Annotated in this window: 16 protein-coding genes; 14 read left to right on the top strand and 2 right to left on the bottom strand. The window is 38.8% G+C overall.

The window, feature by feature from the left end; all coding sequences use genetic code 11:
* The first annotated feature begins 3 nt into the window (after positions 1–3).
* The 7 genes from zapE to lpdA all read left to right on the top strand — a co-directional run bounded on the left by zapE (position 4) and on the right by lpdA (position 10,490).
* Entirely contained in the window at positions 4–1,203 is a 1,200-nt protein-coding gene (zapE, locus tag ACFINH_RS02870; RefSeq protein ID WP_375632107.1) for a cell division protein ZapE, read from the top strand.
* Positions 1,204–1,491: 288 nt separating this feature from the next.
* Positions 1,492–2,454 carry a malate dehydrogenase gene (gene mdh / locus ACFINH_RS02865; protein ID WP_375628541.1) on the top strand — a complete coding sequence of 321 codons (963 nt, stop codon included), beginning with the start codon at positions 1,492–1,494 and terminating at the stop codon, positions 2,452–2,454.
* Positions 2,455–2,542: 88 nt separating this feature from the next.
* The gene (gene sucC, locus ACFINH_RS02860; RefSeq protein WP_375632106.1) at positions 2,543–3,739 is read left to right on the top strand and encodes an ADP-forming succinate--CoA ligase subunit beta; all 1,197 of its coding nucleotides are present in this window, start codon (positions 2,543–2,545) and stop codon (positions 3,737–3,739) included.
* A gap of 3 nt (positions 3,740–3,742) precedes the next feature.
* A complete protein-coding gene (gene sucD, locus ACFINH_RS02855; protein ID WP_375612754.1) occupies positions 3,743–4,645 on the top strand; it encodes a succinate--CoA ligase subunit alpha in 903 nt (300 codons plus the stop codon).
* 163 nt (positions 4,646–4,808) lie between these two features.
* On the top strand, positions 4,809–7,808 hold the full coding sequence (locus tag ACFINH_RS02850; RefSeq protein WP_375632105.1) for a 2-oxoglutarate dehydrogenase E1 component: 3,000 nt from the start codon (positions 4,809–4,811) through the stop codon (positions 7,806–7,808).
* A gap of 32 nt (positions 7,809–7,840) precedes the next feature.
* On the top strand, positions 7,841–9,052 hold the full coding sequence (gene odhB, locus ACFINH_RS02845; protein WP_375632104.1) for a 2-oxoglutarate dehydrogenase complex dihydrolipoyllysine-residue succinyltransferase: 1,212 nt from the start codon (positions 7,841–7,843) through the stop codon (positions 9,050–9,052).
* Between the two features lie 31 nt (positions 9,053–9,083).
* A complete protein-coding gene (gene lpdA / locus ACFINH_RS02840) occupies positions 9,084–10,490 on the top strand; it encodes a dihydrolipoyl dehydrogenase (protein WP_375632103.1) in 1,407 nt (468 codons plus the stop codon).
* Between the two features lie 1,139 nt (positions 10,491–11,629).
* Here lpdA and ACFINH_RS02835 read toward each other — a convergent pair.
* Together ACFINH_RS02835 and ACFINH_RS02830 are read right to left on the bottom strand one after the other, a co-directional pair.
* Positions 11,630–12,868, bottom strand: coding sequence for a saccharopine dehydrogenase NADP-binding domain-containing protein (locus ACFINH_RS02835; RefSeq protein ID WP_375632102.1), 1,239 nt, complete (start codon positions 12,866–12,868; stop codon positions 11,630–11,632).
* 54 nt (positions 12,869–12,922) lie between these two features.
* Positions 12,923–14,020, bottom strand: coding sequence for a carboxynorspermidine decarboxylase (locus ACFINH_RS02830; RefSeq protein ID WP_375632168.1), 1,098 nt, complete (start codon positions 14,018–14,020; stop codon positions 12,923–12,925).
* Between the two features lie 167 nt (positions 14,021–14,187).
* Here ACFINH_RS02830 and ACFINH_RS02825 point away from each other — a divergent pair, with 167 nt between their 5' ends.
* From ACFINH_RS02825 to mnhG, 7 genes are all read left to right on the top strand, one after another.
* Positions 14,188–14,685 (top strand): BA14K family protein, encoded by a 498-nt coding sequence (locus ACFINH_RS02825; RefSeq protein WP_375632101.1) that lies wholly within the window; start codon positions 14,188–14,190, stop codon positions 14,683–14,685.
* Positions 14,686–14,912: 227 nt separating this feature from the next.
* Positions 14,913–17,834, top strand: a complete 2,922-nt coding sequence (locus tag ACFINH_RS02820) for a monovalent cation/H+ antiporter subunit A (protein WP_375632100.1) — start codon at positions 14,913–14,915, stop codon at positions 17,832–17,834.
* A complete protein-coding gene (locus ACFINH_RS02815; protein ID WP_273790150.1) occupies positions 17,834–18,175 on the top strand; it encodes a Na+/H+ antiporter subunit C in 342 nt (113 codons plus the stop codon). The genes ACFINH_RS02820 and ACFINH_RS02815 overlap by 1 nt, the downstream gene beginning before the upstream one ends.
* Positions 18,175–19,797: a monovalent cation/H+ antiporter subunit D gene (locus ACFINH_RS02810; RefSeq protein ID WP_375632099.1), complete on the top strand. Its 1,623-nt coding sequence runs from the start codon at positions 18,175–18,177 to the stop codon at positions 19,795–19,797. The genes ACFINH_RS02815 and ACFINH_RS02810 overlap by 1 nt, the downstream gene beginning before the upstream one ends.
* Positions 19,794–20,279 carry a Na+/H+ antiporter subunit E gene (locus tag ACFINH_RS02805; protein WP_375611318.1) on the top strand — a complete coding sequence of 162 codons (486 nt, stop codon included), beginning with the start codon at positions 19,794–19,796 and terminating at the stop codon, positions 20,277–20,279. The genes ACFINH_RS02810 and ACFINH_RS02805 overlap by 4 nt, the downstream gene beginning before the upstream one ends.
* Entirely contained in the window at positions 20,276–20,557 is a 282-nt protein-coding gene (locus ACFINH_RS02800) for a K+/H+ antiporter subunit F (RefSeq protein ID WP_375632098.1), read from the top strand. Before ACFINH_RS02805 ends, ACFINH_RS02800 begins: the two co-directional genes overlap by 4 nt.
* Complete coding sequence (gene mnhG / locus ACFINH_RS02795) at positions 20,554–20,964, top strand: monovalent cation/H(+) antiporter subunit G (protein ID WP_375611317.1); 411 nt, start codon at positions 20,554–20,556, stop codon at positions 20,962–20,964. The genes ACFINH_RS02800 and mnhG overlap by 4 nt, the downstream gene beginning before the upstream one ends.
* The last annotated feature ends 12 nt before the right edge of the window (positions 20,965–20,976 follow it).

Here is a 20,976-nt window from a genome sequence, read left to right as displayed (position 1 = left end):
TGGATGATTCTCGTTTCAACACGTTATAAGGAACTTGTCGCTAAAGGAGAGGTTTGTTTTGATCCCGCTCAATTAGCTATAACAGAATATTTTGATCATTTATTAAAAAAAATTGCGGAACAAAATATCTCTCATCCTTTGCCTTGGATATTTTGCTCTTTCTTTAACAGAATATTTAAAAGGAAAAAACAAAATATTTCTTGTGTTGTAAAACAAGGAGATGAAACAGGTTTTTTTCAGGGACTGTATATTTATGGTGAAGTAGGACGGGGCAAAACCATGCTGATGGATTTGTTCTTTTCTTGTTTGCCTAAAGGTCATAAAAAGCGTGCCCATTTTAATGATTTTATGGCTGATGTGCATGAGCGTATTAATTTTTATCGTCAAGCATCTGGGTGTGCAAAATTTAAACAAGATAATCCTATTTTAGCTGTTGCTGAGGATCTTGTACGAGAAGCAAAAGTACTTTGTTTTGATGAGTTTAGTGTAACGGATATTGCTGATGCTATGGTATTGGGGCGGCTTATTTCTGCTCTGTTTGATAAAGGAATTTTCTTTATTGCAACCTCAAATGTGGCGCCGGATAACCTTTATTGTAACGGTTTGAATCGTGAGCTCTTTTTGCCTTTTATTCAAGTTTTGAAAGCATATGTTCGTGTTGTTAATCTTGATGCAAAAACAGATTATCGCCTTGAAAAATCAAATCTACAACAGGTGTATGTGTCGCCGTTGGGGGTCCCGGCAAATGAATATATGGATCAAGCATGGACACTTGTATTGCAAGGACATAAGGAGACATCTGATGAGCTTTCTATAAAAGGGCGCATTATTCCTATTCCGCGCTTTGGTGCAGGATGTGCTCGTTTTGATTATGGGGATTTATGTGAAAAGCCTTTGGCCGCGGCTGAATATTTGTTATTAGGGGAGCGTTATCATACGATTTTTATTGATAATGTACCGGTCATGGATGATACATGTCGCAATGAAACAAAACGGTTTATTTTGCTTATTGATATTCTTTATGATCGGCATATACGGTTGTTTATGTCGGCAGCCGCAGGGATAGGGGCTTTGTATAAAGGGCATGCGCAGATTACGGAAACATTTGAATTTCAAAGAACACAATCACGTCTTTTCGAAATGCAAAGCTACGATTATTTAAAACTTTGGGAAGAACGTTTTCTTTTGAAGAAGAAGCATTGATTATACTTTTACCTTTACGTAAACTGTCAAAACAATAACTTTTTGAAATTAAAGAAATATAATAATTCTGTTGTATTTTTTTAAAATTCACTTTATCGATACATCGTGATAATTTTCTAATAGTTGTTTCAGCGGAGGGTTGTTGTTTCTGTAAGGAGATAAATTTGTAAATTTCATTTCTTTACTCCTTTTTATGATATTGTTTGAATATGGTTGAAGTCAAAAATATTCAGTATACGGACGTTGATTGGGTGTGCGCTGAATTATCTAAAAGTTAGGAAAAATAAAATGGCACGGAAAAAAATAGCTCTCATTGGTTCAGGTATGATTGGTGGTACTTTAGCACATATTATTGGGCTTAAAGAGCTTGCTGATGTGGTCTTATTTGATATTACAGAAGGTGTGCCACAAGGTAAGGCTCTAGATATAGCCGAATCTTCTCCTGTTGATGGTTTTGATATCAGTCTAAAAGGTGCTAATGCTTATGAAGCAATTGAAGGTGCTGATGTTGTTATTGTAACAGCAGGCGTTGCGCGAAAACCTGGTATGAGTCGTGATGAACTTTTGGGCATTAATTTAAAGGTTATGGAACAAGTTGGAGCTGGAATTAAAAAATACGCTTCTTCAGCGTTTGTTATTTGTATTACCAATCCCCTTGATGCGATGGTGTGGGCATTGCAGAAATTTTCAGGTCTCCCTACACATAAAGTGGTTGGTATGGCTGGTGTTCTTGATTCAGCGCGTTTTCGTCATTTCTTATCTGAGGAATTTAAGGTCTCTATTAAAGATGTGACAGCGTTTGTTTTAGGGGGCCACGGTGATACAATGGTTCCTCTCGTGCGTTATTCAACGGTTGGTGGTATTTCTTTGCCTGATCTTATAAAGATGGGCTGGACAACACAGGGAAGAATTGATCAAATTATCCAGCGTACCCGTGATGGCGGTGCAGAAATTGTTGGTTTGTTAAAAACAGGTTCTGCTTATTATGCACCAGCAGCTTCTGCTGTTTCTATGGCTGAGGCCTACCTAAAGGATACTAAGCGTGTTGTGCCTGTTGCAGCTTATCTTTCAGGAGAATATGGGGTTAATGATACCTATGTTGGGGTACCTGTTGTACTTGGTGCAGGTGGTGTTGAACGAGTCATTGAAATTGATCTTGATAAAGAAGAAAGAGGTGCTTTTGATCATTCAGTAAATGCGGTTAAAAAGCTTTGTGAAGCTTGTATTGCTCTTGTACCTAGTCTCAAGTAAATTGAACAAGATTTAATTCATTAAAATAAGTATTTAGAATATTAAAACTTTAGGATTAATAAGATCCATAAAAGAAAAGGACAAATGCATGAATATCCATGAGTATCAGGCCAAACGTCTGCTTCATGAATATGGAGCACCAATTGCAAATGGTGTCGCTGTTTATTCTGTAGAGCAAGCTGAAAAATGGGCGGAAAAATTGCCCGGACCTCTCTATGTGGTTAAAAGTCAGATACACGCTGGTGGTCGTGGTAAGGGTAAGTTTAAAGAACTTGGTCCTGATGCAAAGGGTGGTGTTCGGCTTGCACAATCTGTTGAAGAAGTTGTTGCAAATGTTCAAGAAATGCTTGGAAAAACTTTGGTAACCAAACAAACTGGTCCAGAGGGTAAGCAGGTCAACCGCCTTTATATTGAAGATGGTGCCGATATTGAACGGGAGCTTTATCTTTCACTTTTGGTTGATCGTAGCGTTGGTCGAATTGCTTTTGTTGTTTCAACAGAAGGTGGAATGGATATTGAAACGGTTGCTGAAGAGACACCAGAAAAAATATTCACGCTTCCCATTGATGCTGTAGAGGGTGTTACTTCTGCTGATTGTGCAAGACTTTGTGATGCGTTGAAACTACAAAGCAGTGCGCGAGAAGATGGTGAAAAGCTTTTTCCGATTCTCTATAAGGCATTTTGTGAAAAAGATATGAGCCTTTTAGAAATCAATCCGCTTATTGTGATGAAAGATGGTCACTTGCGTGTTCTTGATGCGAAAGTTTCTTTTGATAATAATGCTCTGTTTCGTCATCCAGATATTTTAGAATTGCGCGATCTTTCAGAAGAAGATCCAAAGGAAATAGAAGCATCAAAGCATGATCTTGCTTATGTTGCTCTTGAGGGTACGATTGGTTGCATGGTTAATGGTGCTGGGCTTGCTATGGCAACAATGGATATCATTAAGCTTTATGGAGTAGAGCCAGCGAATTTTTTGGATGTTGGTGGTGGAGCATCAAAAGAAAAGGTGACAGCTGCTTTTAAAATTATTACGGCCGATCCAAATGTTAAGGGCATTTTAGTTAACATTTTTGGTGGTATTATGCGTTGTGATGTCATTGCTGAGGGTGTGGTTGCTGCTGTTCGTGAGGTTGGTTTAAAGGTTCCCTTGGTTGTTCGTCTTGAAGGTACTAATGTTGAGCAAGGTAAAGCAATTATCAATGAGAGTGGTTTGAATGTTATTCCTGCTGATGATTTAGATGATGCTGCCCAAAAAATTGTTGCAGCCGTGAAGGGAGCTTAAGCTATGTCAATTCTTGTGAATAAAGAGACAAAAGTTCTCGTTCAAGGGCTTACAGGAAAAACAGGAACATTTCATACAGAGCAGGCGCTTGCTTATCATGGTACGCAAATGGTTGGTGGCGTTAATCCTAAAAAGGGTGGAGAAACATGGGAAGGTTCAAAAGGCGAAACTCTTCCTATTTTCGCTAATGTTGCAGAAGCAAAAGAAAAAACAGGTGCAGATGCTTCCGTTATTTATGTTCCTCCTGCAGGGGCTGCGGCAGCTATTATAGAGGCTATAGAAGCTGAAGTTCGTTTAATTATCTGTATTACGGAAGGTATTCCCGTTATGGATATGGTTAAAGTGAAGGCGCGATTAGAAAACTCAAAGTCTCGTCTTATTGGTCCTAATTGTCCCGGTATTCTTACACCAAATGAATGTAAAATTGGTATTATGCCTGGTTCTATTTTTAGAAAAGGTTCTGTTGGGGTTGTCTCGAGGTCGGGAACTTTAACTTATGAAGCCGTTTTTCAAACGAGTCAGGAAGGTCTCGGACAAACAACTGCTATAGGGATTGGTGGCGATCCTGTTAAGGGCACTGAATTTATTGATGTGTTGGAAATGTTTTTAGCGGATGATGAAACCGAGTCTATTGTTATGATTGGTGAGATTGGTGGTTCTGCTGAAGAAGAAGCAGCACAGTTTTTGCAAGATGAAGCAAGAAAAGGTCGTAAAAAGCCAGTTGTTGGCTTTATTGCTGGCCGTACGGCTCCTCCAGGACGTACAATGGGACATGCTGGTGCTGTTATTTCTGGTGGTAAAGGTGGAGCAGAAGATAAAATTGCGGCAATGGAATCAGCAGGGATTCGTGTATCTTCTTCGCCATCACAGATAGGTAAGACTTTGATGTCAGTTTTGAAAGGCTAAAAGAAAGTTTCACCTGAATAAGAAAAGGTTCTTAGATTCAGGTGAAAAAGCTTGAGTATAAAAAGGTAAAACTTTTTTGAATGTTCGAATCACTGCTTGTTTGTAAGCATTTAAAGGTCAAAAAGAGATATAAGGAGACGGAATAAATGTTCCGGAGAAGTATATGGCAAGGCAGGACGAAATAAATAGCCTTTTTGCACAGACATCATTTCTTTATGGTGGGAATGCGGATTATATAGATCAACTTTATGCTCAATATGAAAAAGATCCTACCAGTGTTGATTCACAGTGGCGTGCTTTTTTTGAAGGACTTCATGATAATAAAGAAGATGTTCTTAAAAATGCTGAAGGAGCAACATGGCAGCGTGATCATTGGCCATTAAAAGCAGAGGGTGAATTGATTTCTGCTCTTGATGGTGATTGGTCTTCTCTTGAAAAATATTTTGGCGATAAATTAAAGGAAAAAGCAATAACAGGTGCTGCACAAAAGGGAAAAACTTCCAGTGAACAAGATATTATTCGTGCAACACGTGATTCCGTTCATGCAATTATGATGATTCGTGCGTTTCGAGAACGGGGACATCTTCATGCGCAACTTGACCCTCTTCAATTGGCCGAAAAACAAGAAGATTACAAGGAACTTTCTCCAGAAGCTTATGGTTTTACTCCAGCTGATTACGAGCGTCCCATTTTTATTGATAATGTTTTAGGGTTGGAATATGCAACTATTCCGCAAATGCTTGAGATTCTCAATCGTACCTATTGTTCAACAATCGGTGTGGAGTATATGCATGTTTCTGATCCGGTTCAGAAAGTATGGCTTCAAGAACGCATTGAAGGGCGAGATAAAAAAAATTCTTTCACACAACAAGACAAGAAAGCTATTCTGAATAAGCTTATTCAGGCAGAGGGATTCGAACAGTTTTTAGACACTAAATATAAAGGTACAAAGCGTTTTGGACTCGATGGTGGTGAGGCGCTGATTCCCGCTCTTGAACAGATTATCAAATGTGGTAGTGCTTTGGGGGTTAGGGAAGTTATTTTAGGAATGGCACATCGTGGTCGTTTAAATGTTCTTTCACAAGTTCTTGCCAAACCGCATAGGGCTATTTTTCATGAATTCAAAGGGGGATCTTACAAGCCTGATGATGTGGAGGGATCCGGTGATGTCAAATATCATTTGGGAACTACCGCTGATCTGGACTTTGATGGTAAAAAAGTTCATTTATCACTGTTGGCGAATCCATCTCATCTTGAGATTGTTGATCCGGTTGTTATGGGAAAAGCACGTGCTAAACAAGATCAACTTATGGGACCTGCGCATACTGATTTACTCCCATTAAGTGAGCGTTCAAAAGTGATGCCATTGCTTATTCATGGTGATGCCGCTTTTGCAGGACAAGGCGTTATCCAAGAAACTTTTGGTCTTTCAGGTCTTAAAGGTTATCGTGTTGCAGGCTCACTTCATGTTATTATCAATAACCAGATTGGTTTTACAACATCTCCACGTTTTTCACGTTCTTCGCCTTATCCATCAGATGTCGCAAAAATGATTGACGCACCAATTTTCCATGTGAATGGTGATGATCCTGAGGCAGTTGTTTTTGTTGCCAAAATAGCAACAGAGTTTCGCCAAATTTTCCATAAACCAGTGGTTATTGATATGTTTTGTTATCGCCGTTATGGGCATAATGAAGGTGATGAACCTTCCTTTACGCAGCCGCTTATGTATAAAGCAATACGTAATCATAAAACAACACTTCAACTTTATAGTGACCGATTGGTAGCAGAAGGAATGGTTACTTCAGAAGAAATTGAGCAACAAAAAAAATTATGGCGCGATAAGCTTGAAGGTGAACTTGAAGCAAGTGCTTCTTATAAACCTAATAAGGCTGATTGGCTTGATGGAAGCTGGACGGGACTCAAAGCTTTTAGTAGTTCTGATGAGCAGCATTCTAGAGCAACCGGTGTTGAATTAAAAACTTTAAAGGAAATTGGTCAGAAAATTGTTGAAATTCCGGCGAATTTTCACGTTCACAAAACCATTCAACGTTTTTTAAATAATCGTGCTAAAATTTTTGAAACCGGTGAGGGTGTTGACTGGGCAACCGCTGAAGCTTTAGCTTTTGGTTCACTTTGTTTGGAAGGTGCACCGGTTCGTCTTTCCGGTGAAGATGTTGAGCGGGGAACTTTTTCACAACGTCATTCCGTTCTTTATGACCAGGAAAATGAGGCGCGTTATATTCCTTTGAATCATTTACAAAAGGGGCAAGCGCTTTATGACGTTGTTAATTCTATGCTTTCTGAAGAAGCTGTTCTTGGTTTTGAATATGGATATTCTCTTGCTGAACCACGAGGATTAACACTTTGGGAAGCACAATTTGGTGATTTCTCTAATGGTGCACAGGTCATTTTTGATCAATTTATTTCATCCGCAGAGCGTAAGTGGCTTCGTATGTCTGGTCTTGTGTGTTTATTGCCTCATGGTTTTGAAGGGCAAGGGCCGGAGCATTCTTCTGCACGTTTAGAACGGTTTCTTCAACTTTGTGCGGAAGATAATATGCAGGTTGCTAATTGTACAACCCCTGCAAATTATTTTCATATTTTGCGTCGACAAATTAAGCGTGATTTCCGGAAGCCATTGATTTTGATGACACCGAAATCACTTTTACGTCATAAGCGAGCTGTTTCTTTTCTCAATGAAATGGGGCCAGAAACAAGTTTTTGTCGTGTGTTGCTTGATGATGCAGAATGTCTCAAAGATTCTGTCATTAAGTTGCAAAAAGATAATAAGATTCGCCGTGTCGTTCTTTGTACTGGTAAGGTTTATTACGACCTTTATGAAGAACGTGAAAAAAGGGGTATTGATGATGTTTACCTCCTTCGTGTTGAACAGCTTTATCCTTTCCCTGCAAAAGTTTTGGTGAATGTATTATCGCGCTTTTTGCAGGCGGAAGTTTTTTGGTGCCAAGAGGAACCAAAAAACATGGGGGCTTGGTCATTTATTGAGCCTTATTTGGAATGGGTTTTGACGCATATTAATGCGCAATATTCACGTGCTCGTTATGCAGGACGTCCTGCGAGTGCGTCACCGGCCTCTGGGTTAATGGTGAAACACCTTGAACAACTGGCTGCGTTTCTTAAAGACGCGTTAGGTTCTTAATTTATTACTACTCTGATGTATGGAAAAATATTATGACTACTGAAATTCGTGTTCCTACTTTGGGCGAATCGGTTACCGAAGCAACGGTTGGCAAATGGTTTAAAAAACTTGGCGAAGCTGTCGCTATGGATGAGCCTTTGGTTGAATTAGAAACTGATAAGGTAACCGTTGAAGTTCCTTCTCCTGTTGCTGGGAAATTATCTGAAATCATTGCAAAAGAAGGCGATACGGTTGAAGTAAATGCTCTTTTAGGAGTGGTGAAAGCTGGAGAAGCTGGTATTTCCCAATCACTTTCACCTTCTGCTACACTTGTTCCAGCGGCTTCATCTGAATCGGAGAAGCCTGCTTTGAGCAGTGCAATGCCTCCTTCTCCTTCAGCAGCAAAATTGATGGCTGAAAATAATGTTGCAAAAAGCGATATTTCAGGTTCTGGAAAACGTGGACAAATTCTTAAAGAAGATGTTCTTGATGGATTAAAACAAAGTACAAATGCTCCTACACCCTCTTCTTCTGCGACGAGTTCTTCGGCACCTCCTGTCCAAGAAACACGTGAAGAGCGGGTTCGTATGACGAAATTGCGTCAAACAATTGCTCGCCGTCTTAAAGATGCACAAAATGTAGCAGCAATGTTAACCACATTTAATGAGGTTGATATGTCAGCGGTGATGGATTTGCGCAAGCGTTATAAGGATCTTTTTGAAAAGAAACATGGTGTTAAGCTTGGTTTTATGGGTTTTTTTACCAAGGCTGTTTGTCATGCATTAAAAGAACTTCCTGCTGTTAATGCAGAGATTGATGGGACAGATATTGTTTACAAAAACTATGTCAATGTTGGAATTGCTGTTGGAACGGATAAAGGGCTTGTTGTTCCAGTGGTGCGAGATGCAGATCAAATGTCATTGGCAGAGATTGAAAAAGAGATTGGTCGTTTGGGGCGTCTTGCGCGTGATGGAAAATTAGCCGTTTCTGATATGCAGGGCGGAACTTTTACCATTACCAATGGTGGTGTGTATGGATCGTTGATGTCAACACCGATTTTGAATGCACCACAATCTGGTATTTTGGGAATGCATGCGATTAAAGAGCGAGCAATGGTTGTTGAGGGTCAAGTTGTGATCCGCCCCATGATGTATTTAGCGCTTTCTTATGATCACCGTATTGTGGATGGGCAAGAAGCTGTGACTTTCCTTGTGCGTGTTAAGGAAAGCTTAGAAGATCCGGAACGCCTTGTTCTTGATTTGTAAAATACAGTTTTCAGGATGAAAGGAGAAACGGATGTCTTATGATGTGGCTGTGATCGGAGCGGGTCCAGGTGGTTATGTAGCAGCAATAAAAGCGGCGCAACTGGGACTTAAAGTAGCAATTATTGAAAAGCGTACAACATTAGGAGGAACATGTCTCAACGTTGGTTGTATTCCTTCTAAAGCGTTGTTGCATGCTTCAGAAGTGTTTTCTGAAACCCAGCATGGTTTTGAAACGCTTGGTATTTCTATTGGTAAATCTAAGCTTAATCTTGAACAAATGATGGTTCATAAGAAAGCTGTGGTGACAGCCAATACGAGTGGTGTTTCTTTTTTGATGAAAAAAAATAAAGTTGATACTTTTTTTGGGACAGCCAAAATTTTGAATACGGGTCATGTGGAAGTTGTTGCCAGAGATGGTAATAAACAAACAATTGAAACAAAAAATATTATTATTGCTACCGGTTCAGAGAGTTCAGGCATTCCAGGGGTGAATGTTGAAATTGATGAAAAGACTATTGTTTCTTCTACGGGAGCTCTTTCACTTGAAAAAGTACCAACGCATATGATTGTAGTAGGTGCTGGTGTCATTGGCTCAGAACTTGGATCAGTTTGGAGCCGTTTAGGTGCTAAGGTGACCATTATTGAGTATCTTAATAAAGTTTTGGGCTCAATGGATGGTGAAGTTTCACGGCAATTTCAGAAATTAATGGAAAAACAGGGGATTGAATATAAAACGGGTGCAAAGGTAACAGCTGTTACACAATCTGGCTCAACTGCTCAGGTGAGCTTTGAATCTGTCAAAGGTGGTGAATCTGAAACTTTAGAGGCTGATGTTGTGCTTATTGCTACTGGACGTTCTCCTTATACAGAGGGGCTTGGATTACAAGAGGCTGGTGTTCAGTTAGATGAACGCGGATTTATTGCAATTGATGCTCATTGGCAGACGAATGTTCCAGGAATTTATGCGATTGGTGATGTCGTAAAAGGACCAATGCTAGCACATAAAGCAGAGGAAGAAGGCGTTGCTGTGGCAGAAATTTTGGCAGGTCAAAAAGGGCATGTTAATTTTGATGTTATTCCTAGTGTTGTTTATACACAGCCGGAAATTGCGAGTGTAGGAAGGACAGAAGAAGAGCTAAAAACTGCTGGTATTGAATATAATGTTGGCAAATTTCCTTTTATGGCCAATGGTCGTGCACGTGCAATGCAAAAGAGTGATGGGTTCGTTAAAATCCTTTCTGATAAAAAAACAGATCGGGTATTAGGGGGGCATATTCTTGGATTTGGTGCTGGTGAAATGATCCATGAAATTGCAGTTTTAATGGAATTTGGTGGTTCATCAGAAGATCTGGGACGTTGTTGCCATGCACATCCTACCTTATCAGAAGCCGTGCGTGAGGCAGCTTTGGCAACATTTGCTAAACCACTTCATATTTAAAAAGCTTTTAAAAAGTACATTTTAAAAGGCACATGAGGCAGAAAATATTAGTGAAGCATGCAACAACATTTTAAAACTTTAAAAAAATATAACCAATTGTATTGAAATGTTCCATTTGTTGTATGCTTTTCGATAATTACTGTTTTAGATATCTGTTGTGCAGTTTTGATTGATTATTCTGTTGTGCACTATCGTTTAGAGCGGTGGTGTTTAGTCTATGTAAAGTTTTATATATGGGGTAGTTTTTATACTGTTATAAAATATTTAAGATAGGATTCTGAGCCTATCTGCATGCTTTGTGTTAAGAAAACATCTCTCAAAGTGCCCAAATCTACTTCGCGAGGGTGTTCGTGAATGGTATAGCTGTAAAAGTTCCTCTTGAAATATATGAAATTCATTCAAACTGTTATAAGACCTATTGTGCACCATCATCTTTATGTTTAGTAAAAGTACACGCTGGCATTATAATACACTTTTTCAGTTCTCAATATTGCTAAAGCTCTTTATTATTTGAGAGTTTTCATAAGAGAATTTTTATTCTGTGCTTTTATCATTTTACCTCACACGCTCGTTTTGTTTGTGATGTGCAGACAAAAGATTTTAATTACTTCAATGTGAGAGAGTTTGTGATTAAGAGAATTTTACAGTATTCAGCGTTATGAATCAAGTTGAAAATGATGATTTATTGTTATAAATCAAAGCGTTATATATGAAGAGGGAAGTCAAAAGGAATTCACTCAAAGAAATTGAATTGTTTAATGATTGGTGTAGGTTAAGGATCTTTGTCATTTAAGATGAAGAGGCGAGGAATTGAATATTCTACAAAATACCGCTCTTCTTTAAAAGAGCGGTATTTTTATATCTTTTGTTTATGACACTATCTTTTTGATGATAATGACAAGTTATACAGTGTGATTAAATTAGTTTTTTCTTCTCTGTTTTTCTTGATCATTGCTCGCTATGTCTTAAAAAGATGCTATGTCTCTTCTTTAGGGTTGTTAAGAAATCGCAATGTTGCCAAAATATAACGAATAGCTAAAATTTTTTTGAAAACCATAATTACACGAGAATATTAAGTTTGTTTTCATTGGGCAGTTTTGTGATAACTTAAAAAATCAAGCATATGCTTTCTATAGGTATTAAAATTGTAATTTTTTATCCTCTTGTTGTTCTCTTATAAAAGTGGGAAGCCCCATATGATCAAGATATTTAAGGAAAGGGTGGGGTGGTAATTCTTCCACATTGACCATAGTTTTAACATCCCATTCACCTGTGGCAATAAGAAGAGCTGTTGCCGCTGCTGGTACGCCAGCCGTATAGGAAATGCCTTGTGCCCCAGTTTCATGAAAAGCTTGTTTGTGATCGGCTATATTATAGATAAAAATTTCTCGCAGGTGTCCATCTTTTTCGCCTTTAATAAGATCTCCAATACAGGTTTTTCCTGTGTAGTCTGGGGCGAGAGAGGAAGGGTCGGGTAAGACGGCCTTTACGACTTTCAAGGGCACGACTTCTTGTCCTTCTGCTGTCTTAATGGGCTGTTCAGATAAGAGACCAAGATTTTTTAGAACCGTAAAAACAGTGATATAACGATCACCAAATCCCATCCAGAAACGGACATTCTCTACATCAAGATTTTTGGAAAGTGAATGAATTTCATCATGTCCTGTCATATAGGCTTTTTGTTTTCCCACAACGGGAAGATCCCATTCATGGCTGATTTCAAACATTTTATTGGAAGTCCATTTTTTATTTTGCCATGACCATACTTGTCCTGTAAATTCACGGAAGTTAATTTCTGGATCAAAATTTGTAGCAAACCAACGTCCATGATTTCCGGCATTAATATCAATAATATCAATATCTGTGATTTTATCAAAATAATCATCGCGCGCTAATGCTGCATAAGCATTCACTACACCTGGGTCAAAACCTGCTCCTAAAATAGCGGTTATACCAGCTTTTTCACATTCTTGACGTCGAGGCCATTCATAATTGCCATACCAAGGAGGTGTTTCACAAATTTTCAATGGGTCTTCATGAATTGCGGTATCGATATAAGCGCATTTGGTTTCAATACAAGCTGAAAGAACAGACATATTAAGAAAGGCAGAACCAACATTAATGACAATTTCGCATTTGGTCTTTTGGATGAGCTTTATAGTTTCTTCTACATTCATGGCATTGAGCGAATGGCTTTTGAGAACACTTTGCTCTTTCATTGTGTTTTTTTCTTTAATAGAAGCAATGATGGCTTCACATTTTTTGAGTGTTCGTGACGCAATATGAATTTCACCAAGAATATCATTGTTTTGAGCACATTTGTGTGCAACAACTTGTGCAACACCTCCAGCACCAATAATGAGAACATTTTTTTTCATTGTAGGTCCATCTCCTTTTTAATACTGTTGTATGACGTTTTTTATGGTTTATCTTTATGAAAGGCTTTCCTGATAGTCGTTATAGCTGAATTGGCGTTGAAGTGTTAATGTACCATCGCACTCTTTGAGAACAATAGCAGGCATTGTAACGCCATTAAACCAGTTTTTCTTGACCATTGTATAACCTGCTGCATCTTGAAAAGACAGTCTATCGCCTATTTTAAGAGGTTTTTGAAATTGAAATGTTCCAAAAATATCGCCGGCAAGACAAGATTTTCCACAAATCATAATTTCGTGTGGTCCTTGATTAGGTTCTAATTTAGCATTTTCACGATAAATGAGAAGATCAAGCATATGTGCTTCAATTGAGCTATCAACGATGGCTAGATTCTTTTCATTATACAATGTGTCAAGAACACTGACTTCTAATGTGGTGCTTTTGGTAATAGCAGCTTCTCCTGGTTCTAGAAAAAGAGTGACACCATGAGTTTTAGAAAATTGTTTTAAGCGTTTTGCGAAAGCTTCTAGAGGATAATTTTCAGCCGTAAAATGGATTCCACCGCCAAGGCTTATCCAGTCAACAGCAGAAAAAAGTTCTGCAAATTTTTCTTCCATATACCCAAGCATTTGGTTAAAAAGATTAAAGTCAGCATTTTCACAATTGTTATGGATCATCAATCCGTTGATAAGTGGCAGAATTTCTTTGATAGCGCTTTGGTTTGTTTCTCCTAAGCGGCTAAAAGGGCGTGAGGGGTTGGCAAGATCAAAATTTGATGCGCTCATTCCTGGGTTTAACCTTAAACCTCTTTGAATGGTTTTTGTTGCATCAGAAAAGCGTTGAAGCTGTTGGATGGAATTAAAGATGATTTTATCTGCATAACCACAGGCTTCATCAATTTCATCATCTGCCCAAGCCACTGAATAAGCATGGGTTTCTTTGCCAAATTTTTCTCTTCCTAAACGTAGTTCATAAAGGGATGATGATGTGGTTCCATCCATGAACTCAGACATTAAATCAAAAACACTCCATGTGGCAAAACATTTTAAAGCAAGTAAAATTTTAGCTCCGGACATTTCCCGTAAATGAGAAATTGTTTGCATGTTTTTGATGAGTTTCGATTTGTCTATAAGATAATAGGGGGTTTTTATCATCATTTATTCATTCTTTTTTGAAGGATCTTATTGCCAAGATCAACGTTTAGTACAAAGAGTAACAGAATGTCTCAAGAAAAAAGAATCTTAAGAAAAGAATCTGTTTCTGTCTAGCAAGAGAAAGGCTTTCTGTAATTACTGTTGTTTATTATGTTGAGTTTTTTGTTATGAGTATGAAAAAAAAATTATATTATGCTTTAGCTTTTGTATTTGTTAGCATTTTTTTCATTATAACAACCACTCTTGTTAATTGGGGGCAAAATAGAAGTGACGCTAAAGCCAAATTGGTTACTCATACTTCTGTCCAAGATAGTTCGGTGCCTCTGATTTTTACGGGGCGTAGAGAACTTAATGGTTTCAAAGGTTATCGTCATTATCGGCGTGGTTATCGTAAATACAGTGATAATTGGTGGTATCCTGAAGTGGCATTTGTTACATCACCGCACTTAAGCACAAAAGGCGCATCATTAAAAGTTGTACCAGATGCTAAAAAAGTGTTTTTAACGTCTTCTTCGGAAAAATTAGAAAAAAAAGAGCCATGGATGCTTAAACAACATATTGAATCTTGCCGTGCGCGTTATCGCTCTTATAATAAAAATGATAATAGTTTTCAGCCTTTTCATGGGGGGCGTAGGCAGTGTTTATCACGCTTTTTTAAAGGATAGAAATTAAATAAAATTTTAATTGCTTCTTGTCGTGGGCGTTATTGTTCTTACAATAAAGAGAAGACTTGTGTGGTGCGCAGTATTTTCATGCAAGCATTGTTTTTTTTAAATTTAAATGCTTTTAAGTTTTATTAAATCTTATTATCATTAAGTGTGGAATGGGGGGTGAGAATATAAGTTTTTGTTTTGTCGATGACAAAATATTAAGGTAAAATGGAGTTTAAAGAATGACAACACGGGAAGCAATGTTGGTATTGCTCGTTTTGCTTCCTTTTGGTGGAAGTGCTGTCATTGGCTTTTTTCGTTCGACAGCAAAAAATAATGAAGCGTGGTTTGCTGGGGTCGTCGCACTTTTCTGTCTTATTTTTACAATAATGCTTTATCCGGAAGTTCGCGGAAACCACATAGTGCGTTTAGATATTTCTTGGCTTCCAGAATGGGGAAGCGATTTGATTCTCCGCATAGATGGTTTGTCCTGGCTTTTTTGCTTGCTTATTACAGGGATTGGGCTGCTTGTTGTCATTTATTCACGTTATTACATAGATCCAGCGGATTCTGTACCGCGTTTTTTTTCCTTTTTTTTGGCCTTTATGGGATCAATGATAGGAATAGTTTTATCAGGTAATCTCATCTTTTTGGTTGTTTTCTGGGAACTTACCAGTATTTTTTCTTTTTTGCTGATCGGCTATTGGTACCATAATGCAAGTGCGCGTGAGGGTGCGCGTATGGCTCTAACGATCACAGGTTTTGGCGGCTTTGCTCTTTTTATTGGAGTTTTATTGATTGGGTATACTGTTGGCAGTTTTGATTTGGATAAGGTGCTACAGTCTGGAGATATGATCCGGTCAAGTTCTCTTTATAGTCCTATCCTTATTTGTATTTTATTGGGAGGGTTAACAAAAAGCGCGCAATTTCCCTTTCATTTTTGGCTACCTAACGCGATGGCTGCTCCAACTCCCGTATCGGCTTATTTGCATTCGGCAACAATGGTAAAAGCGGGATTGTTTTTGCTTGTTCGTTTATGGCCTGTGCTCTCTGGAACAGAATCTTGGTTTTGGCTGGTTGGCTTTTCAGGACTCTCAACTCTTCTTCTAGGTGCCTATTTTTCCATGTTTCAGCAAGACTTGAAAGGACTGCTTGCTTACTCGACTATTAGTCATCTTGGATTAATTACAACACTTTTAAGTCTTGGTAGTCCACTTGCATGTGTTGCGGCGATCTTTCATATGGCCAATCATGCTACTTTTAAAGCTTCTTTATTTATGGCTGCTGGCATTATTGATCACGAGACGGGAACACGTGATATGCGTAAACTGTCAGGGCTTTATCGTTCTATGCCTATCACAGCAACTCTTGCTTTAGTTGCGAGTGCAGCGATGGCTGGGGTTCCTTTGTTGAATGGTTTTTTATCGAAAGAGATGTTTTTTGCTGAAGCTGTTGAAACGCATATGGAATCATGGCTCGATTGGATTGCGCCTTATGTGGCAACGCTAGCTAGTCTGTTTAGTGTGACCTATTCTATACGCTTTATTCATGGCGTTTTTTTAGGACCAAAGCCTGACAATTTACCCAAGACTCCCCATGAACCACCGCATTTCATGCGTTTACCAATGGAGCTTTTGGTGTTTATTTGTTTAGCGGTTGGTATTTTTCCTAATTTAACAATAGGACCTATTTTAGATAATGCGGTCGTGTCTGTTTTAGGACCAATGACAATTCCTTATAGTTTGGCTGTTTGGCATGGGTTTAACACTCCATTAGTGATGAGCTTTGTTGCATTATTAGGGGGCGGATTGCTCTATGCTGTTGGGCATCGTTATTTTTTATCCTGTGATGATGGGGCTCCTTTTTTCCGTCACTTAAAAGGACCGCGTATTTTTGAACGCATTCTCGTAATTATTTCTTGGAAATGGGCCCGTGCGGTGGAGTCTGCTTTGTCAACACGCCGTTTGCAGATCCAATTGCATTGGATTTTTTGGGTCTGTTTTGCCTTTGTTGGTCTTTTACTTTGGTGCGATGGTTTCATTCCAGTGGGGACATTACCGCTTTTTCCACTTGATATTCCTTTTCTCGCTCTTTGGCTGGTTGGCGGATTATGTGCGCTTTTAGTTGCTTGGCGAGCAAAGTTTCATCGTCTTGCTTCACTTATGCTTTTAGGGGGAGCTGGTTTGATGACTTGTGCAACCTTTTTATGGCTTTCTGCTCCTGATTTAGCAATAACACAATTGGTTGTTGAGGTTGTTACAGTCGTTTTATTATTGCTTGGTTTACGGTGGTTGCCTAAACGTTTGCATGACCCTGGGCCAGCTGCTGTTCATTTTTGGGTTCGTTTGCGTCGTTTCCGTGATTTCATCATATCCCTTGTAGGAGGTGCTGGTGTAGCATGGCTTTCTTTTGCAGTGATGACACGTCCCCAAGGTACAACGATTTCTGATTTTTTTCTAACGCATGCTTACTCAGATGCTGGTGGTCGCAATGTTGTGAATGTGTTATTGGTTGATTTCCGTGGTTTTGATACCATGGGAGAAATTGTGGTTTTGGGTGTTGTTTCCCTTACTGTTTTTGCACTCTTACGACGTTTTCGTCCTGCGCCTGAGAGTATTGATGCGCCTTTTCAACAACGTATCCAGAAAGCCTTTGATATAGCACAGCCTAATCGAAATGTGGGAGATACAGTATTGAATTATTTAGCTGTTCCTGCTGTTATTATGGGTTGGCTCTTTCCGATTATTATCGCTTTTGCTATTTATTTATTCATGCGAGGGCATGATCTGCCAGGAGGTGGATTTGTCGGTGGTATTACTTTGGCTATAGGATTTATTTTACAATATCTTGCACGCGATATTCGGTGGGTGGAAACGCATTTGAGAGTTTTACCTTTGCGTTGGATAGGCTTTGGTTTATTATTGTCAGTCGTAACGGGGATGGGCTCTTGGTTTTTTGGATATCCTTTTTTAACATCCTTTTTTCGATATATTCATCTTCCGTTAATTGGGAAAGTTCCCATGGCATCTGCTTTTTTGTTTGATTTTGGTGTGCTTTCTCTTGTGTTAGGAGCAACTGTTCTCATTTTAATTGCACTTGCACACCAGTCAATTCGGAGTTACCGAATCGGTAAGAAACCTATTTTAAAAGAGAAGGAAAATTAATGGAAATTGTTCTTTCTTTGGGTATCGGTGTTTTTGTCGGATCAGGTATTTGGCTTGTTTTGCGTCCACGTACTTTTCAAGTCATTCTTGGTTTGTCCTTGATCTCCTATGGTGTTAATCTTTTTATATTTTCAATGAGTAGACCGCGTAGTAATGCTGCTCCAATTGTTGATCCTACCACTGTTATTAATCCAGCTAATTATGTCGATCCTCTTCCACAAGCCTTGGTTTTAACTGCGATTGTGATTGGTTTTGCAACAACAGCTTTATTTTTAGTTATCTTGTTGGTTTCACGTGGTTTAACGGGTTCTGATCACGTTGATGGACGTGAGGTGCAATAATGGAAATAGGAGTGCATCATCTCCTTATTTTGCCTATTCTTTTGCCGTTAATCACTGGAGCACTTCTTCTTTTTTATGATGAACGTCGTGCAAGACTTAAATCATTCATCAGTCTTTCTTCTGCGGGACTGTTGGTCGTTACTGCCATTTTATTGATTATACGTACTCTTGAAATAGCACCGGCTTGCGATGTTTATCGACTTGGTAATTGGCCGTCTTCTTTTGGAATTGTTTTAGTCCTTGATCGCTTAAGCGCTATGATGCTTTTACTTTCCAGCTTGTTGGTGACTAGCGTATTGGTTTTTGCGCGGGCTCATTGGTACAAAGCTGGTTCTCATTTTCAGTCACTAATGCAATTTTTTATGGTGGGGATAAATGGTGCTTTTTTGACTGGCGATTTATTTAATTTATTTGTGTTTTTTGAAGTTATGTTAACGGCTTCCTATGGGCTTGCTTTGCATGGTTCTGGTCAGACACGCGTGCGTGCAGGGTTGCATTATGTTGTGGTTAATCTTGTTGCTTCATTATTTTTTTTAGTTGGTATAGCGCTCATTTATGGAGTCGTTGGTACTCTTAATATGGCCGATTTGGCTGTTAAAATAAAATATATATCTTCTACAGATATTGTTTTGTTCGAAATAGGTGTTGCACTTTTAGGTATTGCTTTTTTGCTTAAAGCGGGTATGTGGCCGCTTAATTTTTGGTTGGTGCCAACTTACAGTGCAGCAGCAGCGCCTGTTGGAGCTTCTTTTGCACTTTTGAGCAAGGTTGGTATTTATATTATTTTACGTTTAACGTTGCTATGGTTTGGTTCTGAAAGTGAATATTTTAACCATTTTGGTCATACGGTTTTGTTTTATGGTGGGCTTGCCACTATGATTATTGGTTTTATTGGAGTATTGGCGAGCCAAGTTTTGGTGCGTTTGGCAGCTTATAGCGTTCTTGTCTCTTCTGGCACATTGTTGGCTGCGATCGGGATAGGCAATGCAGCACTGACAGCAGGCGCACTTTTTTATATTGTTTCTTCAACTTTAGCACTGGGAGCTTTTTTTCTTTTGGTAGAGTTGGTAGAACGCTGTCAAGATGTGGCTGCTAATGTTCTTGCTGTCACAATGGAGGTGTATGGTGACGATGAAGAGGAGGAAGAAGATGAAGTTGGCATCTATTTTCCAGTAACCTTGGCAATTCTTGGAGCTTGTTTTGGTATCTGTGCCATTTTGATTATTGGATTGCCGCCTTTTTCTGGTTTTGTTGCTAAATTTATGATGTTCATGGCAATTTTAAACCACAGTAGAGAGGATTTTTCTACTTCTCTTCCGGTTTACCAAGATTGGCTTTTTGTAGTTTTTGTCACTCTCTCTGGTTTTGCGGCTTTGATTGCATTGACACGAACGGGTATCCGAACTTTTTGGGTTTCTCTTGAAGGGCGTATTCCTCGTGTGCAAGTGATAGAATTTGCGCCTATTGCCGTTCTCCTTGCTTTGTGTTTTCTTATAACAATTGTAGCCAGTCCTGTTAGTCATTATATGTCTGAAACTGCTAAGACTTTGTATGAACCTCAAAACTATATTGGGAGCGTTTTAACGGATTTTTCTCTCGAAAATAGGGAGATAAGTAAATGAATTGTTTTTGTCCTTCCCCTTTTTTCAGTGGTGTCATTGTCCTTATGTGGCTTATTTTAAATGGTTTTAGTTTAGGGCAATTGCTTTTAGGGATTTTAACCGCTTTGTTTTGTGGTTGGATGATACGGCTTCTGGAGCCAGAGAAGGTTGTTATTAAAAGCTGGAGTGCGGTTTTTCGTCTTGTTTTTCGAGTATTTATAGATTCTATATTCTCAAATGTTTCGGTGGCTTGGTTTGTTTTAACAAAAAGGTCTCGAGTGCAGAAATCTGGTTTTATTGTAGTACCTCTTCTGCTTCATAATCGCACTGCTTTGGCTATTTTAGCATGCATCCTTTCGGCAACCCCTGGAACTGCTTGGGTTGCCTATAATAGTAAAAAGGGTGAACTTTTGCTTCATGTCTTAAATTTAAAAAATGGATATGATTACAAACAGTTGATCAAACAACGGTATGAGCAATTGCTTTTGGAGATTTTTTTATGAGTATGGTGATTCTTTATTGGGGGCTTTTCTTTTCACAGTTTTTTTTAAGTTTAGCGGTGACTTTCGCGCTGTTTCGGTTGATTCGTGGTCCACGGGCGCAGGATAGAATTGTTGGTTTGGATGCCCTTTATATAACCACTATTCTTTTGTTTCTTACATTCGATATTCGTTCAGGAACAACCACTTATTTTGTCGCAGCTCTCATTATTGGATTGTTAGGATCTGTCTCAAGCATCGCTTTGGCGAAATTTCTTATGCGGGGGGAGATTATTGAATGAAAGATGATATATCGCTTGTGGTTGCTATTGCTATCACAGTTTTCTTAATATTAGGGTCTGGATTGACATTGATCGCAACGATAGGTTTGGTGCGTTTTTCCAATTTTTATAAGCGTTTGCATATGCTTTCAGTATGTACGAGTTGGGGCGTTGGTAGTATTCTTATTTCTTCATTTCTTTATTCAATATTTGTGGACCATTATTTTGTTTTTCATGAAGTGTTGCTGATGTTTTTTTTGTTTTTAACAGCACCGGTAGCTTCTATGTTGCTTTCACATACGGCAGCTTATCGACATCATTCAGAAAAACAATCAGAAAAACCGCTGGCTCTTTTATTACACCAAACGGAGGAAAAGCTACCCACATCAGAAGGAACATCACGAGATGAGAGCCAGCGCGGTTCTTGAAATGTAAGAATC

Source organism: Bartonella sp. AA74HLJMH, assembly GCF_042197045.1.
GTDB lineage: Bacteria > Pseudomonadota > Alphaproteobacteria > Rhizobiales > Rhizobiaceae > Bartonella.
This window is presented reverse-complemented; position numbering and strand designations above follow the sequence as displayed.